This is a genomic window from Bacillus cereus group sp. RP29 (assembly GCF_040459765.1).
Taxonomy (GTDB): Bacteria; Bacillota; Bacilli; order Bacillales; family Bacillaceae_G; genus Bacillus_A; species Bacillus_A paranthracis.
Genome location: NZ_JARVHN010000001.1, coordinates 5,057,501 through 5,075,000, shown reverse-complemented (window position 1 = coordinate 5,075,000; position 17,500 = coordinate 5,057,501). Strand labels below are relative to the sequence as shown.

Genomic DNA, 17,500 nt, shown 5'->3' with positions numbered 1-17,500 from the left:
AGGGCTAGCCTTAAGTGTAAGAGTCTTGGAGGTAGAGCACTGATTGGACTAGGGGTCCTCATCGGATTACCGAATTCAGTCAAACTCCGAATGCCAATGACTTATCCTTAGGAGTCAGACTGCGAGTGATAAGATCCGTAGTCAAAAGGGAAACAGCCCAGACCGCCAGCTAAGGTCCCAAAGTGTGTATTAAGTGGAAAAGGATGTGGAGTTGCTTAGACAACTAGGATGTTGGCTTAGAAGCAGCCACCATTTAAAGAGTGCGTAATAGCTCACTAGTCGAGTGACTCTGCGCCGAAAATGTACCGGGGCTAAATACACCACCGAAGCTGCGGATTGATACCGAATGGTATCAGTGGTAGGGGAGCGTTCTAAGGACAGTGAAGTCAGACCGGAAGGACTGGTGGAGTGCTTAGAAGTGAGAATGCCGGTATGAGTAGCGAAAGACGGGTGAGAATCCCGTCCACCGAATGCCTAAGGTTTCCTGAGGAAGGCTCGTCCGCTCAGGGTTAGTCAGGACCTAAGCCGAGGCCGACAGGCGTAGGCGATGGACAACAGGTTGATATTCCTGTACCACCTCTTTATCGTTTGAGCAATGGAGGGACGCAGAAGGATAGAAGAAGCGTGCGATTGGTTGTGCACGTCCAAGCAGTTAGGCTGATAAGTAGGCAAATCCGCTTATCGTAAAGGCTGAGCTGTGATGGGGAAGCTCCTTATGGAGCGAAGTCTTTGATTCCCCGCTGCCAAGAAAAGCTTCTAGCGAGATAAAAGGTGCCTGTACCGCAAACCGACACAGGTAGGCGAGGAGAGAATCCTAAGGTGTGCGAGAGAACTCTGGTTAAGGAACTCGGCAAAATGACCCCGTAACTTCGGGAGAAGGGGTGCTTTCTTAACGGAAAGCCGCAGTGAATAGGCCCAAGCGACTGTTTAGCAAAAACACAGCTCTCTGCGAAGCCGTAAGGCGAAGTATAGGGGGTGACACCTGCCCGGTGCTGGAAGGTTAAGGAGAGGGGTTAGCGTAAGCGAAGCTCTGAACTGAAGCCCCAGTAAACGGCGGCCGTAACTATAACGGTCCTAAGGTAGCGAAATTCCTTGTCGGGTAAGTTCCGACCCGCACGAAAGGTGTAACGATTTGGGCACTGTCTCAACCAGAGACTCGGTGAAATTATAGTACCTGTGAAGATGCAGGTTACCCGCGACAGGACGGAAAGACCCCGTGGAGCTTTACTGTAGCCTGATATTGAATTTTGGTACAGTTTGTACAGGATAGGCGGGAGCCTTTGAAACCGGAGCGCTAGCTTCGGTGGAGGCGCTGGTGGGATACCGCCCTGACTGTATTGAAATTCTAACCTACGGGTCTTATCGACCCGGGAGACAGTGTCAGGTGGGCAGTTTGACTGGGGCGGTCGCCTCCTAAAGTGTAACGGAGGCGCCCAAAGGTTCCCTCAGAATGGTTGGAAATCATTCGTAGAGTGCAAAGGCATAAGGGAGCTTGACTGCGAGACCTACAAGTCGAGCAGGGACGAAAGTCGGGCTTAGTGATCCGGTGGTTCCGCATGGAAGGGCCATCGCTCAACGGATAAAAGCTACCCCGGGGATAACAGGCTTATCTCCCCCAAGAGTCCACATCGACGGGGAGGTTTGGCACCTCGATGTCGGCTCATCGCATCCTGGGGCTGTAGTCGGTCCCAAGGGTTGGGCTGTTCGCCCATTAAAGCGGTACGCGAGCTGGGTTCAGAACGTCGTGAGACAGTTCGGTCCCTATCCGTCGTGGGCGTAGGAAATTTGAGAGGAGCTGTCCTTAGTACGAGAGGACCGGGATGGACGCACCGCTGGTGTACCAGTTGTTCTGCCAAGGGCATAGCTGGGTAGCTATGTGCGGAAGGGATAAGTGCTGAAAGCATCTAAGCATGAAGCCCCCCTCAAGATGAGATTTCCCATAGCGTAAGCTAGTAAGATCCCTGAAAGATGATCAGGTTGATAGGTTCGAGGTGGAAGCATGGTGACATGTGGAGCTGACGAATACTAATAGATCGAGGACTTAACCATATAATATGTAGCAAATGTTATCTAGTTTTGAAGGAATATGCCTTCAATAGTTTGGTGATGATGGCAGAGAGGTCACACCCGTTCCCATACCGAACACGGAAGTTAAGCTCTCTAGCGCCGATGGTAGTTGGGACCTTGTCCCTGTGAGAGTAGGACGTCGCCAAGCTATTTATATCATCGCGGGGTGGAGCAGCACGGTAGCTCGTCGGGCTCATAACCCGAAGGTCGCAGGTTCAAATCCTGTCCCCGCAACCAAATGGTCCCGTGGTGTAGTGGTTAACATGCCTGCCTGTCACGCAGGAGATCGCCGGTTCGACCCCGGTCGGGACCGCCATTTTATATAAAGAAAAGAACGAAACATGTTGTTTCGTATTTTTTTATTTGTTTTAACAAAAAACTAATAAAGACAGTCAAACTATCCTTAGGAAAACTCCTAAGGACTTTTTTATATATTCAAAACCTGTATAATAAATAGCAGAGAACATTGTGAGTAAAGTAGGTGAAGTCTGTGAGTAAATATGAAATAACAACAAAATCATCTGAGGAAACACAAAGATTATCAGAAAAACTTGGTGAACTTGCTCAGGCACAAGATGTAATTATTTTAGAAGGAGATCTAGGGGCTGGTAAGACGACTTTTACAAAGGGACTAGCAAAAGGTCTTGGAGTGAAAAGAGTTGTAAATAGTCCTACCTTTAATATTATTAAAGAATATAAAGGGAGATTACCGCTATATCATATGGACGTGTATCGCTTAGCTGAAAGTGAAGAAGACTTAGGTTTTGATGAGTATTTCTACGGTGAAGGAATTACGGTAGTAGAATGGGCTCATTTAATAGAAGCATATTTACCAAATGAGAAGCTACAAATTAGTTTATTCCATGCTGGAGATGACACAAGAAACATTGTACTCGAGCCAATTGGAGATCGCTATATTAGATTATGTGAGGAGCTATTACAAGATGAAAGTACTAGCAATTGATACTTCAAATTATGTAATGGGTGTATCCCTTATTGAAGAAGGAAACGTAATTGGGGAAATCATTACAAATTTAACAAAAAATCATTCTGTGCGTCTTATGCCAGCTGTAGAACAACTGTTAAAAGAATGCGGTGTAAAACCAAAAGAATTAACTAAAATAGTTGTAGCTGCTGGACCAGGATCATATACAGGTGTTCGTATAGGTGTGACAGCTGCCAAAACATTAGCTTGGTCACTTCAAATACCAATTGTGGGTGTATCAAGTTTAGAAGTAGTGGCTGCAAACGGAGCTAATTTTGATGGATTAATCTGTCCTTTATTCGATGGAAGACGTGGACAAATTTATACTGGCTTATATACATATGAAGGAGAGGATTTAACTTCTATAGAGGAAGACCGAATCATCCTTATTGTAGACTGGTTGCAAATGTTAAAAGATAAAGGAAAGCCTGTTTTATTTATTGGTAACGATGTGAAACTACACAAAGAAACAATTATCGAACATTTAGGCAATCAAGCTGTCTTTGCTCCTTTCACTAAAAATAACCCAAGACCAAGTGAGCTAGCGTTCTTAGGATTACAAAAAGAAGAACAAGATGTACATTCATTTGTTCCTAGTTACCTTCGTTTAGCTGAAGCTGAAACAAAGTGGTTAGAAAGTCAAAACAAGTAGGAGCTTGCAGAGGATGGATATGATATTTAGAAAGATGGAACTTGATGATATTGCTCAAATTGTAGCCATTGAAGAAGCATCTTTTTCAACTCCTTGGACTGCAGATGCCTTTCACCGTGAGTTAACGATGAATGAACATGCACATTATGTTGTGCTAGAAAAAGATGGTCGTGTAATTGGGTATTGTGGATTGTGGATAATTATTGATGAATCGCATATAACAAATATAGCTATTTTGCCAGAATACAGAGGTCAAAAGCTAGGAGATGCTTTATTAAAAGAAGTTATTTCCGAGGCGAAAACTCTAGGTGTAAAAACGATGACACTTGAAGTACGTGTATCAAATGAAGTAGCAAAACAGTTATACAGAAAATACGGATTTCAAAATGGTGGAATTCGTAAACGATACTATGCAGACAATCAGGAAGATGGTCTCGTAATGTGGGTGAATATATAATGGAAAAAAATACGATTATACTTGGTATTGAAACAAGTTGTGATGAAACAGCAGTAGCGGTTGTTAAAAATGGAACGGAAATTATTGCAAATGTTGTTGCATCACAAATTGAAAGTCATAAACGTTTTGGCGGAGTTGTACCAGAGATTGCGTCCCGTCATCATGTAGAAGAAATTACAGTTGTATTAGAAGAAGCGTTAAAAGAAGCGAATATCACATTTGATGATATTGATGCAATTGCTGTTACAGAAGGACCTGGTTTAGTAGGAGCGCTTCTAATAGGGGTGAACGCAGCGAAAGCAGTGGCATTTGCACATGATATCCCCCTAGTTGGTGTTCATCATATCGCTGGCCACATTTATGCGAACCGCTTAGTAAAAGAAGTTCAATTCCCATTACTATCACTTGTTGTCTCTGGTGGGCATACAGAGCTTGTTTATATGAAAGAACATGGTTCATTTGAAGTAATTGGTGAAACGCGAGATGACGCAGCAGGAGAGGCATATGATAAAGTAGCTCGTACGTTATCTATGCCATATCCAGGTGGTCCTCATATTGATCGACTTGCACATGAAGGAGAACCAACAATTGATTTACCTCGTGCATGGCTAGAACCGGATTCGTATGATTTCAGTTTTAGCGGATTGAAATCAGCAGTTATCAACACTGTGCATAACGCAAAACAACGCGGGATAGAAATTGCACCGGAAGATTTAGCAGCAAGTTTCCAAGAGAGTGTAATTGACGTATTAGTAACGAAAGCATCTCGTGCAGCGGATGCTTATAACGTAAAGCAAGTGCTTCTTGCTGGTGGAGTAGCTGCGAATAAAGGACTGCGTGCACGTTTAGAAGCAGAATTTGCACAAAAAGAAAATGTAGAGCTAATTATTCCTCCTCTATCTTTATGTACAGATAATGCAGCAATGATTGCAGCGGCAGGTACAATTGCATATGAACAAGGAAAACGTGCTACATTAGCTTTAAATGCAAATCCAGGATTAGATATTGAAGCATAGTTATGCACAAAATTAACCACAGCTTGTGGATAAAACCCATATTATCTGTTGATAATATGGGTTTTATTGTGTATATAAAATGTTGATAACTTTTTTGTTGATTGTGGATAATGTGGAAAAGTTATTTTGTTGTTTATTTTATAAAGGTGGATATGTGTATAAGGTTGTGGATAAAATAGGTGAAGTCTGACCTTTAGATGTATTTTTCTCGGGAAATAAAAAACAAGAAGATATCTTTAAAAAACATTTTGAAATATGCTCTTATTATAGGAGTCGCTAATATTGTCAAACTTTGTCGTTGAAACGATGCCTCATGTCGAATATTTTATACAATATGACGTTAATTCAAACTAGAAGATAAAAAGGATGCCGCATAGTCTAAAATCCCGACTTATGAGACATCCCTCTTATTTAAGACTCTTATAAATGTAATTCTTCCCATTCTGCCATACAAGCATCAAGTTGCTCTTGTAGTGTTTGCTTTTTCGTTGTAATTTCACTAGCCTTTTCATAATCTGCATATATTTCTGGTAAGCAAAGTTGATCTTCTAACGTAGCAATTTCTTCTTCAAATTGTACAATGTTTTGTTCTAGTTCCTCAATTTTTCGAGTACGTTGACGCTCCAACTTTTTGCGCTCTTTTTCTTCGAGATAATTTAATTTTTCTGGAGCTACAGTTTTTTGAACAGGTGCATGATTTTCTTGCTGTTCTTGTTGTTCAAACTCAGCACGTTCAATCATCTCATTTTTCTTTTCAACGTAGTAATCGTAATCCCCTAAATATTCCTGTGCACCTTCTGTTGATAACTCAACAACGGTCGTCGTTACACGATTAATAAAGTAGCGGTCATGAGATACAAAGAGAAGGGTACCAGGATAATCAATTAAAGCATTCTCCAAAATCTCTTTACTATTTAAATCAAGATGGTTTGTAGGCTCATCGAGAATTAATAAATTCGATTTTTGCATCATAAGTTTGGCAAGAGCTAAACGAGCTTTTTGTCCACCGCTAAGAGAAGATACTGGCTTTAATACATCATCTCCTGTGAATAAGAAGTTACCTAATATCGTGCGAATTTCTTTTTCAGGTTGCAGTGGGTATTCATCCCATAGCTCATTTAAAACGCGCTTAGAAGATGTTAAATTAGCTTGTTCCTGATCATAATAACCAACAGAGACATTAGATCCGAAAGAAACCTCACCATGTAATAGTGGTAACTTATTCACAATGGATTTTAATAATGTGGATTTCCCAATTCCATTTGGACCAACTAAAGCAACACTATCTCCGCGTGTTAAGCGCATTGTTACATGTTCAATAATTGGATCCTTATCATAGCCGATAGTTGCGTCCTTTACTTGTAAAACATCATTTCCACTTTGTTTTTCAATATCGAAGTGGAAGGAAGCTGACTTAGAATCCCCTAATGGTCTTGTTAATAATTCCATACGGTCTAATTGTTTACGGCGGCTTTGCGCACGTTTTGTCGTAGATGCACGAGCTATATTTTTTTGAACGAAGTCCTCTAGCTTAGCAATCTCATCTTGTTGTTTTTCATAACGTTTCATTTCTTGCTCGTATAGTGCTGATTTTAAGTCTAAATATTTACTGTAGTTACCAACAAATCGTCTACTTTCTTTATTCGAAATTTCATATACTTGTGTAACAAGTTTATCTAAGAAATAACGGTCATGGGAAACGATTAGTATTGCCCCAGGATAACCTTGTAAATATTGTTCAAGCCATGTTAATGTTTCGATGTCTAGATGGTTTGTAGGCTCGTCCAAAATAAGTAAGTCTGGTTTCGTTAATAATAATTTACCGAGAGCTAATCGTGTTTTTTGTCCACCGCTTAATGTTGAAATCGTCGTCTGGTGCGTTTCAACTGGGAAGCCAAGACCACTTAAAATCGAACGGATATCTGCTTCGTACTGATAGCCACCTTGATCTTTATAATCTAATTGTAATTGGTCATAATCAGCTAATAATCTTTCATATGTAGCCTCGTTTGAAAAGTTTTCTTCTTTTCCCATCTCTTGCTCTAGCCTTCGAAGTTTTGTCTCCATTTGCTGCAAGTGTGTAAAGACGGTTAACATTTCATCCCAAATTGTTAAAGATGTTTCTAAACCGGTATTTTGAGCTAAATATCCAATTGAGACATCTTTCGGTTTTATAATTTCTCCACCATCATGAGATAGCTCACCCGCTATTATTTTTAATAATGTAGATTTTCCAGCGCCATTTCGTCCGACTAATGCGATACGATCTTTCGTTTGAACTTCTAATTTTATATTTGAAAGAATCGTTTCTGCACCGTATAATTTCGAAAGCGCGTTTACTTGTAATAAAATCAATGTTTTCACCTCAAATAATTTCTTAACTTTGCCATGTTTATATTTCTCAATCATACTAAAAATAGTGTATAGTTTAAAATACAGAGAGAATACTTCTTCTTTCTATTATACAAGGAATTTAATAAGTGCTAAACTTCTGTATTTAATTAAAGCATATGAATAAAGATAGGAAGAGAGGAGAGGTTATATGGAGCAGCAGAAAATTCCACAAGCCACTGCTAAGAGATTGCCTCTATACTATCGATTTATCCAAAACTTATCTTTGTCTGGTAAGCAACGTGTTTCATCAGCCGAATTAAGTGAAGCGGTAAAGGTTGATTCCGCAACGATTCGAAGAGATTTCTCATACTTTGGAGCATTAGGAAAAAAAGGATATGGATATAACGTAAATTATTTATTATCATTTTTCCGTGAAACACTCGACCAAGATGATATAACACGTGTAGCGCTTATTGGAGTAGGTAATTTAGGGACCGCTTTCTTACATTATAATTTCACGAAAAACAATAATACAAAGATTGAAATGGCGTTTGATATTAGTGAAGAGAAAGTTGGAACAGAAATCGGAGGCATTCCTGTATATCACTTAGATGAATTAGAAGAACGTTTATCATCTGATATACAAGTGGCAATATTAACAGTACCCGCTACAGTAGCACAATCTGTAGCTGATAGATTGGCAGAAACAAACGTGCATGGTATTTTGAATTTCACACCAGCACGATTAAATGTGTCAGACAATATAAGAATTCATCATATTGATTTAGCAGTAGAGTTACAAACATTAGTTTACTTTTTGAAGAATTATCCACAATAAAACGCAGAGGAAGCGACCTCTGCGTTTTATTATTGTTTTTTCTTTGTGAATTTAACTAAGATGAGGCGAAGTGCCAAATTAAAATCAATCGTCGCCATAACTGCAAATAGTATTGTCCACATATTCCAAATTGTATCTGTTACATTCCTAATGGCTAGATGTGTAAAGATACATCCTAGAAGGAAGTACAATATAGCCATGAACAATGGTGAGTTTCTCATACTAAAAATCCTCCGATAAAGCCTTGCATTTTTTCAGCTTCTTTAATCATTTCTTGAATTTGTTCGTTACTCACTAAAACTTGGGCAATTGCAACTAATGTATTCATTGCAACATGAGCTGCAATGGGAACGATAATACGCTTCGTTTTTACATATAAGAAGGCGAATACGAGCCCCATAGCAGTGTATACCAATAAGTGAGTAAAATCAAAATGAATCGCCGCAAATACAAGGGAACTAATGATAGCGGCAATAAAGAAGTTAAACCTCTTATAAAGTGTACCAAATAAAATTTTTCTAAATACGATTTCTTCCAAAATAGGTCCTATTATAGAGATGACGATAAGGAACCAAGGTGTCGTTCTTGCGATATCCATAAGTCTCGCTGTATTTTCAGATCCAGGTTTAATACCTAATACATACATTTCAATCATACCAGCAATACTTTGCGAGAAAAATGCTAAGAAGAACCCGATAAAAATCCAACCAATTGTAGCTGGAACAGTAGAACGCTTTGTATCTAAATGTCTGTCGCGAATATCTGTTCTAAGTAACCAAAGTACGATACATAATGCAATAAAGAAGCTAATGATCGCCCAGTGACCAGTTATGAGTTGAAATTTCTCTTCCCTAGTGAATCCCCTGTTATCATAAAGCCCAGTTTTCAGAAGAAGTGGTAATCCAGCAATTGATGATAACTGCATTAAAATGTATGTAACGATAACCCACCAATATTGTTTTTTCAAATGGTTTAACCATCCTTTCTAACTTTAGTGTATGAGATAAGGTAGGATAACATGTAAAGATGCTACCTACGATATAAACTTTACTTACATTATGTTTTTTTTGTAAATCCTTATTTGAAATTATAATAGAAGACAGGAGAAAGTTGTGTGTGTAGCGAAAACAACTTAGGGTGTCCTTTCATATTGTAACATACGAGTAGTGGAAACAACGATTCATATAGTAAAGGTAGAAGAAGAGGAACTCTATATAGAAAAATTTATAGCGTAATTTGCGAAAAAATTATGATTTTTTTACTTGCAAAAGAAATTGAGATTATTTATTATTATAAGTGTGTTAGCACTCGGGTGACTTGAGTGCTAATAAATAAAATTTACATAACAAAATGAGGAGGTTATTGTTCATGCTAAAGCCATTAGGTGATCGCGTTGTAATTGAGCTTGTTCAAGCGGAAGAAAAAACAGCAAGTGGTATTGTATTACCAGACACAGCAAAAGAAAAACCACAAGAGGGTAAAGTTATTGCAGTAGGTACTGGTCGAGTGCTTGAAAATGGTGAGCGTGTTGCTTTAGAGGTAGCAGCAGGTGATCTTATCATCTTCTCAAAATATGCAGGTACTGAAGTGAAATATGAAGGTACAGACTACTTGATTTTACGTGAAAGTGACATTTTAGCAGTTATCGGTTAATTATATAAATCTTAAAAAATCCAAGGGGGTCAATTATTATGGCAAAAGATATTAAATTTAGTGAAGAAGCACGTCGTTCGATGCTTCGCGGTGTCGACACTCTTGCAAATGCAGTAAAAGTAACGCTTGGACCAAAAGGTCGTAACGTTGTTCTTGAGAAAAAATTCGGTTCACCACTTATTACAAATGACGGTGTAACAATCGCAAAAGAAATTGAATTAGAAGATGCATTCGAAAACATGGGTGCGAAATTAGTAGCAGAAGTTGCTAGCAAAACAAATGATGTAGCTGGTGACGGAACAACAACTGCAACTGTATTAGCACAAGCTATGATTCGTGAAGGTCTTAAAAACGTAACAGCTGGTGCGAACCCAATGGGTCTTCGTAAAGGTATCGAAAAAGCTGTAGTTGCTGCAGTAGAAGAATTAAAAACGATTTCTAAACCAATCGAAGGTAAATCTTCTATCGCACAAGTAGCTGCTATTTCTGCTGCTGACGAAGAAGTAGGTCAATTAATCGCTGAAGCAATGGAGCGCGTTGGTAACGACGGCGTTATTACTTTAGAAGAATCTAAAGGTTTCACAACAGAATTAGACGTAGTAGAAGGTATGCAATTTGATCGTGGATATGCATCTCCTTACATGATTACTGATTCTGACAAAATGGAAGCAGTTCTTGATAACCCATATATCTTAATCACTGACAAAAAGATTTCTAACATTCAAGAAATCTTACCAGTATTAGAGCAAGTGGTACAACAAGGTAAACCGCTTCTTATCATTGCTGAAGATGTAGAAGGCGAAGCGTTAGCTACATTAGTAGTGAACAAACTTCGTGGTACATTCAATGTAGTAGCTGTTAAAGCTCCTGGATTTGGTGACCGTCGTAAAGCAATGCTAGAAGATATCGCAATCTTAACTGGTGGCGAAGTAATCACTGAAGAATTAGGCCGTGACTTAAAATCTGCTACAGTTGAATCTTTAGGACGCGCTGGTAAAGTTGTTGTAACGAAAGAAAACACAACTGTAGTTGAAGGTGTAGGAAGCACAGAACAAATCGAAGCTCGCATCGGTCAAATCCGTGCGCAATTAGAAGAAACGACTTCTGAATTCGATCGTGAAAAATTACAAGAGCGTCTTGCAAAACTTGCAGGTGGCGTAGCAGTAATTAAAGTAGGTGCAGCAACTGAAACTGAGTTAAAAGAGCGCAAACTTCGCATTGAAGATGCACTTAACTCAACTCGTGCAGCAGTAGAAGAAGGTATCGTTGCAGGTGGTGGTACTTCACTTATGAACGTATACACGAAAGTAGCTTCTATCGTAGCTGAAGGCGACGAAGCAACAGGTATCAACATCGTACTTCGTGCACTAGAAGAGCCAGTTCGCCAAATCGCAATCAACGCTGGTCTAGAAGGATCTGTAGTTGTAGAGCGTCTAAAAGGCGAAAAAGTAGGCGTTGGTTTCAACGCAGCTACTGGCGAATGGGTTAACATGCTTGAAACTGGTATCGTAGATCCAGCTAAAGTAACTCGCTCTGCACTTCAAAACGCAGCATCTGTTGCAGCTATGTTCTTAACAACTGAAGCTGTAGTAGCTGACAAGCCAGAACCAAATGCACCAGCAATGCCTGACATGGGCGGCATGGGCATGGGCGGTATGGGCGGAATGATGTAATTCCGTTCGCGCTAAAAAACATCCATTTCTATATAGAAATGGATGTTTTTTTATGTTTTTTAGAAAAGGAAATGAATTTCTGTAGAATTTTGTCGCTTTCTCTCTTGACCATACCGACACTTCATTGTTAGAATCTAGGAAGATAATATAAAACGATCCTTCATATATCCTCAAAGATATGGTTTGAGAGTCTCTACCGGGTTACCGTAAACAACCTGACTATGAAGGCAGTGTGTCTTATATTTATAAAGAGCGGAGACTATCTTTCTTTATAAAGCCAGACCCCTGCCTTTTCTTTGTTATGAGACTAGAGGCGGAGGACTGGCTTTTTTTATTATATTGGTAATGCTTTTCGCCTAATTGGTGAAAATATTTATATACGAGAACTAACGTTGGGGTGATTATTTTGAAGAAGCAACACGATACAATTATCGTTTTAGATTTTGGAAGTCAATACAATCAGTTAATAGCACGTCGAATTCGTGAGTTCGGTGTATACAGTGAACTTCATCCGCATACAATTACTGCAGAAGAAATTAAAGAAATAAATCCAAAAGGGATTATTTTCTCTGGTGGACCAAATAGTGTATATGGTGAAGGTGCATTACATTGTGATGAAAAAATCTTTGACCTAGGATTACCGATCTTCGGTATTTGTTACGGTATGCAGCTTATGACACAAAAATTCGGTGGTAAAGTAGAACGTGCAAACCACCGTGAGTACGGAAAAGCGGTTCTTAAAGTAGAGAACGAATCAAAATTATATGCGAACCTTCCAGAAGAGCAAGTTGTATGGATGAGCCATGGCGACTTAGTAACTGGTTTACCTGAAGGATTCGTAGTAGACGCAACAAGTGAGTCTTGCCCAATTGCTGGTATGAGCAATGAAGCGAAAAACTTATACGGTGTACAATTCCACCCAGAAGTACGTCACTCTGAGCACGGTAACGATTTAATTAAAAACTTCGTATTCGGCGTATGTGGTTGTTCTGAAGGATGGAACATGGAGAACTTTATCGAAGTAGAATTAGAAAAAATTCGTGAAACTGTTGGAGACAAAAAAGTTCTATGCGCACTTAGTGGCGGTGTAGATTCTTCTGTTGTAGCAGTATTAATTCATAAAGCAATCGGCGATCAATTAACTTGTATCTTCGTTGACCACGGCTTACTTCGTAAAGGCGAAGCAGAAGGCGTTATGAAAACATTTAGCGAAGGCTTCCATATGAACGTTATTAAAGTGGATGCAAAAGAACGCTTCATGAACAAGTTAAAAGGTGTAGAAGATCCAGAACAAAAACGTAAAATTATCGGTAACGAATTCATTTACGTATTTGATGATGAAGCTTCTAAGTTAGAAGGAATGGACTTCTTAGCACAAGGTACACTTTACACAGATATCGTTGAAAGTGGTACAGCAACTGCACAAACAATTAAATCTCACCATAACGTTGGTGGACTTCCAGAAGACATGCAGTTCAAATTAATTGAGCCTTTAAACACGTTATTTAAAGATGAAGTGCGTGTATTAGGATCAGAACTAGGAATTCCTGATGAAATCGTATGGCGTCAACCATTCCCAGGCCCTGGTCTTGGTATTCGTGTACTAGGTGAAATCACAGAAGAGAAATTAGAAATTGTTCGTGAATCTGATGCGATTTTACGTGAAGAAATTATTAAAGCTGGCTTAGATCGCGAAATCTGGCAATACTTCACTGCGCTTCCTGGTATGCGTAGCGTAGGTGTTATGGGTGACGAGCGTACTTACGATTACACAGTAGGTATCCGCGCGGTAACATCTATCGACGGTATGACAGCTGATTGGGCACGTATCCCTTGGGACGTGTTAGAGAAAATCTCTGTACGTATCGTAAACGAAGTGAAACACGTTAACCGTATCGTGTATGATGTAACGAGTAAGCCACCAGCAACGATTGAGTGGGAATAGTATTTATAAAAAGGTCCATCTATTACTTATGTATAGATGGACCTTTTTGTTTTAGGATTAATACGAACGAAATTATAAATGTTTATAAAAATGTTCGTTTTTAAATTGACAAAACTACTTCGTCGAGTTAATATGAGTATGTAATTCAAACGAAAAGTGAATATTATGCCGTCGTATAATATCGGGGATATGGCCCGAAAGTTTCTACCTAGCTACCGTAAATGGCTTGACTACGAGGCGTTTTTATAAAGGTGAGGGGGAATCTTATCTTTATTCATAGAACGCTTCCATGTATATGCAATGGAAGCCTTTTTTATTTTTAATAAATAAAAGAGGGCTAGGGGAATTACGGCGAGTAATCATATAACGGGGGAAACGTAAGATGAAACGCTATTTTCAGTTTGATGAACTCGGCACGAATTATAAAACAGAGTTCATAGCAGGTCTAACGACATTTTTATCTATGGCGTATGTGCTATTTGTCAATCCTGCTACGCTGTCACTTGGGAATGTTAAAGGGTTACCAGCAGGTACAGGAATGGATCCAGGTGCAGTATTCGTTGCTACAGCATTAGCAGCAGCGATCGGTTCGTTAATTATGGGGATTTTCGCGAAGTATCCGATTGCTTTGGCGCCGGGTATGGGAATTAACGCGTTCTTTGCTTATACAGCAGTGTTAACGATGGGTATTCCGTGGCAAACAGCAATTGCTGGAACGTTAATGTCAGGTATTATCTTTATTATTCTTACAGCTTCAGGTATTCGTGAAAAAATCATTAATGCAATTCCATCAGAGTTAAAGTTTGCAGTAGCGGCAGGTATCGGATTATTCATTGCTTTCCTTGGATTCCAAAATGCTGGAATTATCGTGAAAAATGATGCTGTTCTTGTTGGGTTGGGGGACTTAACAAAGGGCACAACGTTACTAGCAATTTTCGGAGTTGTTACGACCATTATCTTCATGATTAAGAAAGTTAATGGTGCAGTATTTTACGGTATGATTCTTACGGCAATCTTAGGAGTAGCAACCGGATTAATTGATACTCCGAAAGCGGTAGTGGGAGCAATACCGAGTCTAGAACCAACGTTCGGTGCAGCATTAACGCACTTCGGAGATATTTTCACTGTTCAAATGGGGATTGTTATTATAACGTTCTTCTTTATCGATTTCTTTGATACAGCAGGTACACTTGTAGCGGTTGCGAATCAAGCGGGATTAATGAAGAACAATAAATTACCACGTGCAGGAAAAGCATTATTTGCAGATGCAATTGCAACTGTAATTGGTGCGATCTTAGGTACATCAACAACAACGTCTTATATTGAATCTTCTGCAGGGGTAGCAGCGGGTGGACGTTCTGGATTTACAGCAGTTGTAACGGCAGGATTCTTCTTACTGGCACTATTCTTCTCGCCATTATTAAGTGTTGTAACACCAGCTGTAACGGCACCAGCTTTAATTATTGTAGGGATCTTGATGGTTTCATCTTTAGGAGAAATTGATTGGAAGAAATTCGAGATTGCAGTACCAGCATTCTTTACTATCATTTCAATGCCACTTACGTATAGTATCGCAACAGGAATTGCAATCGGGTTTATCTTCTATCCAATTACAATGGTAGTAAGTGGTCGACGTAAAGAGATTCATCCAATTATGTATGTTATGGGAGTTTTATTCGTACTATATTTCATCTACGTTCGTAAATAAAAGGGGTTTTTGAAAGGTCTAGACTTAAGGGGAGTCTAGATCTTTTTTGCGTCTTCAGAAAATCTTAAGGATTTCCGAGCGTTTTTCTTCAGAAGTTTTCCTATAATAGAAGTTAGGGATTAAAAAAGTGATGGGGGAGATATTGTGGCAAATGAAACGATACTTGTCGTAGATGATGAAAAAGAAATTAGGAATCTTATTACAATCTATTTAAAGAATGAAGGATATAAAGTATTGCAAGCAGGGGACGGCGAAGAAGGATTACGTTTACTAGAAGAAAACGAAGTACATCTAGTCGTATTAGATATTATGATGCCGAAAGTAGACGGCATTCATATGTGTATGAAAGTAAGGGAAGAAAAAGAAATGCCAATTATTATGCTTTCCGCGAAAACGCAAGATATGGATAAGATTTTAGGGTTAACAACGGGTGCAGATGATTACGTAACGAAACCATTTAATCCGTTAGAGTTAATCGCAAGGATAAAATCTCAGTTACGTCGTTATATGAAAATGAATGGTTTTTCTATTCAAAATGAGGACGAGTTAGAAATTGGAGAGATGAAAATCAACATCTCGACCCATAAAGTTATTGTAGAGGGAGAAGAAGTGAAGTTGACCCCGAGGGAATTTTCAATTCTAGAATTACTAGCTCGTAATCCCGGTATGGTCTTTAGCGCAGAACAAATTTATGAAAAGGTTTGGAACGAACGATCTTTTCAGTCAGATAATACTGTAATGGTGCATATTCGAAAAGTACGTGAAAAGATTGAGGAGAATCCAAGGAAGCCTAGATATATAAAAACAGTATGGGGAGTGGGGTATAAGATTGAAAAAGATATTTAATCCATTTACTTATATAAGGAAAATAAGACAATTAATTGAGAAATTAGTAAAGAGCGTACGAAAGAGTATAAGAATTCAACTGATTACTACTTTCGCTGCTTGTGCGTTATTAGGAGTTTTTTTTGCAAAGGGAGCTGCACCATTTTTTGAGAATGCGAATCGTAAAGCGACTGTCGATTATCGGTCTGGTATGCAACAAATTAATTATCAAGCTCAAAGAGCAGCAAATAGTTCGGTGCATGAAAATAAATTAGAAGCTATATCCAATATGATCGAAACGGAGAATCAAAATTTAGAGCGAGGAAATAGAGCTTTAAAAATATTGGTTACTGACGAAAGTGGTAAAGTTGTATATAAAACGAAGCAGGCACAAGAAGAGCAAATCGATCTGCATAATACGATTCGTAATGCAGCATCATTTGCGATTAACTATTCAAATGGTCAAGATATATTTGAAAATACGAGAAAAGAATTTATAGCTTTTTCACCTATTACAATAGAAGATAAGAATTTATATATGTTCGTTAGTGGAATTCCGGATGGTGTAGTAATGTATGATACGCAAGAAGGCCCATTCCCATTTTTAATTGGTGTACTCGTATTCATTTTCTCTTTCTTCTATATAACAAAGAGAAAGATGAAACAAATTGAAGCGATGGCAGAAGGTGTAAAGGAAATAGAAAAAGGCAACTTAGCGTACCGTATTGAGAAGAAAGGTGAAGATGAGATTGCGTCTTTAACTGAGAATATTAATAATATGGCGGAAGAGCTTATGAATAATATAGAAAAGGAACGTAGATTAGAGAAGCAAAAGAATGAGCTTATTACGAATGTATCTCACGATTTACGTACACCACTGACTTCTATTATGGGTTACTTGCGATTACTTCGAGATTCTAAATATGAAAATAAAGAACAACATGATGAGTATACAAGAATTGCTTTTGCTAAATCGGAGCAGTTAAAGAATTTAATAGAAGATTTATTTGAGTATACGAAGTTAACGAATGAACAAGTTATATTAGAAAAACAAGAAGTATGTATAAATGAGTTATTGGAGCAATTAATAGAAGAGTTAGTACCGCAGGCGGAAGAGCATGGACTTACGTTCGTTAAGAAGTTTCCTGAAGAACGTGCCTATGCAGCGATTGATTCGGAAAAGATGGTTCGTGTATTTGATAATTTATTAATGAACGCGATTAAGTATAGTAAAGATGATGGGGAGATAAAAGTTTCTCTTCAAAGGCAGCGACGGGATATACAAATTGTAATTGCGAATCATAGTGAAGTGTTTACGAGAGAAGAGTTAGCGAGTTTGTTTGAACG

At 38.8% G+C, this 17,500-nt stretch carries 14 protein-coding genes, 2 tRNA genes, 2 rRNA genes and 2 riboswitches (2 of these 20 cut by a window edge); of the genes, 15 read left to right on the top strand and 3 right to left on the bottom strand.

Annotated features, from left to right (window positions below; all coding sequences use genetic code 11):
• The 8 genes from QCI47_RS26710 to tsaD form a co-directional block, all read left to right on the top strand.
• Positions 1 to 2,049 (top strand): 23S ribosomal RNA (locus tag QCI47_RS26710) (it extends 874 nt beyond the left edge of the window).
• A gap of 50 nt (positions 2,050 to 2,099) precedes the next feature.
• Positions 2,100 to 2,215, top strand: a 5S ribosomal RNA gene (gene rrf, locus QCI47_RS26705).
• A 12-nt stretch (positions 2,216 to 2,227) separates the two neighbouring features.
• A tRNA-Met gene (locus QCI47_RS26700) sits at positions 2,228 to 2,304 on the top strand.
• Positions 2,305 to 2,307: 3 nt separating this feature from the next.
• Positions 2,308 to 2,383: transfer RNA gene (locus QCI47_RS26695), tRNA-Asp, on the top strand.
• Between the two features lie 174 nt (positions 2,384 to 2,557).
• On the top strand, positions 2,558 to 3,031 hold the full coding sequence (tsaE, locus tag QCI47_RS26690) for a tRNA (adenosine(37)-N6)-threonylcarbamoyltransferase complex ATPase subunit type 1 TsaE (protein WP_000049631.1): 474 nt from the start codon (positions 2,558 to 2,560) through the stop codon (positions 3,029 to 3,031).
• On the top strand, positions 3,012 to 3,704 hold the full coding sequence (gene tsaB / locus QCI47_RS26685) for a tRNA (adenosine(37)-N6)-threonylcarbamoyltransferase complex dimerization subunit type 1 TsaB (protein WP_000865758.1): 693 nt from the start codon (positions 3,012 to 3,014) through the stop codon (positions 3,702 to 3,704). The genes tsaE and tsaB overlap by 20 nt, the downstream gene beginning before the upstream one ends.
• 13 nt (positions 3,705 to 3,717) lie before the next feature.
• The gene (gene rimI / locus QCI47_RS26680) at positions 3,718 to 4,161 is read left to right on the top strand and encodes a ribosomal protein S18-alanine N-acetyltransferase (protein WP_000367197.1); all 444 of its coding nucleotides are present in this window, start codon (positions 3,718 to 3,720) and stop codon (positions 4,159 to 4,161) included.
• Entirely contained in the window at positions 4,161 to 5,177 is a 1,017-nt protein-coding gene (gene tsaD, locus QCI47_RS26675; protein ID WP_000414588.1) for a tRNA (adenosine(37)-N6)-threonylcarbamoyltransferase complex transferase subunit TsaD, read from the top strand. The genes rimI and tsaD overlap by 1 nt, the downstream gene beginning before the upstream one ends.
• Before the next feature lie 420 nt (positions 5,178 to 5,597).
• Here the strand turns inward: tsaD and QCI47_RS26670 are convergent, their stop codons facing one another.
• On the bottom strand, positions 5,598 to 7,532 hold the full coding sequence (locus QCI47_RS26670) for an ABC-F family ATP-binding cassette domain-containing protein (RefSeq protein WP_000602165.1): 1,935 nt from the start codon (positions 7,530 to 7,532) through the stop codon (positions 5,598 to 5,600).
• A gap of 187 nt (positions 7,533 to 7,719) precedes the next feature.
• On the opposite strand from QCI47_RS26670, the gene QCI47_RS26665 reads away from it, so the two are divergent.
• Positions 7,720 to 8,349: a redox-sensing transcriptional repressor Rex gene (locus QCI47_RS26665; protein WP_000437698.1), complete on the top strand. Its 630-nt coding sequence runs from the start codon at positions 7,720 to 7,722 to the stop codon at positions 8,347 to 8,349.
• 29 nt (positions 8,350 to 8,378) lie between these two features.
• Here QCI47_RS26665 and QCI47_RS26660 read toward each other — a convergent pair whose 3' ends face one another.
• Positions 8,379 to 8,570: a YdiK family protein gene (locus QCI47_RS26660; protein WP_001246207.1), complete on the bottom strand. Its 192-nt coding sequence runs from the start codon at positions 8,568 to 8,570 to the stop codon at positions 8,379 to 8,381.
• Positions 8,567 to 9,316 (bottom strand): CPBP family intramembrane glutamic endopeptidase, encoded by a 750-nt coding sequence (locus tag QCI47_RS26655; RefSeq protein WP_000745344.1) that lies wholly within the window; start codon positions 9,314 to 9,316, stop codon positions 8,567 to 8,569. Before QCI47_RS26655 ends, QCI47_RS26660 begins: the two co-directional genes overlap by 4 nt.
• Before the next feature lie 401 nt (positions 9,317 to 9,717).
• Between QCI47_RS26655 and groES the strand changes: the two genes are divergently transcribed.
• The 6 genes from groES to ampS form a co-directional block, all read left to right on the top strand.
• On the top strand, positions 9,718 to 10,002 hold the full coding sequence (gene groES / locus QCI47_RS26650) for a co-chaperone GroES (RefSeq protein ID WP_000917306.1): 285 nt from the start codon (positions 9,718 to 9,720) through the stop codon (positions 10,000 to 10,002).
• Between the two features lie 38 nt (positions 10,003 to 10,040).
• Positions 10,041 to 11,675, top strand: coding sequence for a chaperonin GroEL (groL, locus tag QCI47_RS26645; protein WP_001029999.1), 1,635 nt, complete (start codon positions 10,041 to 10,043; stop codon positions 11,673 to 11,675).
• A gap of 140 nt (positions 11,676 to 11,815) precedes the next feature.
• Positions 11,816 to 11,917: riboswitch (purine riboswitch) on the top strand.
• A gap of 164 nt (positions 11,918 to 12,081) precedes the next feature.
• A complete protein-coding gene (guaA, locus tag QCI47_RS26640; RefSeq protein WP_000743925.1) occupies positions 12,082 to 13,620 on the top strand; it encodes a glutamine-hydrolyzing GMP synthase in 1,539 nt (512 codons plus the stop codon).
• Between the two features lie 151 nt (positions 13,621 to 13,771).
• Positions 13,772 to 13,873, top strand: a riboswitch (purine riboswitch).
• 129 nt (positions 13,874 to 14,002) lie between these two features.
• Entirely contained in the window at positions 14,003 to 15,328 is a 1,326-nt protein-coding gene (locus QCI47_RS26635) for an NCS2 family permease (protein WP_000833093.1), read from the top strand.
• Positions 15,329 to 15,472: 144 nt separating this feature from the next.
• Entirely contained in the window at positions 15,473 to 16,174 is a 702-nt protein-coding gene (locus tag QCI47_RS26630) for a response regulator transcription factor (protein ID WP_001262954.1), read from the top strand.
• Positions 16,158 to 17,500 carry the 5' portion of an aminopeptidase AmpS gene (gene ampS, locus QCI47_RS26625; protein ID WP_071743450.1) on the top strand. Its footprint extends 163 nt past the window's final position, so only the first 1,343 of its 1,506 coding nucleotides appear in the window; the start codon lies at positions 16,158 to 16,160; the stop codon falls past the right edge of the window. The genes QCI47_RS26630 and ampS overlap by 17 nt, the downstream gene beginning before the upstream one ends.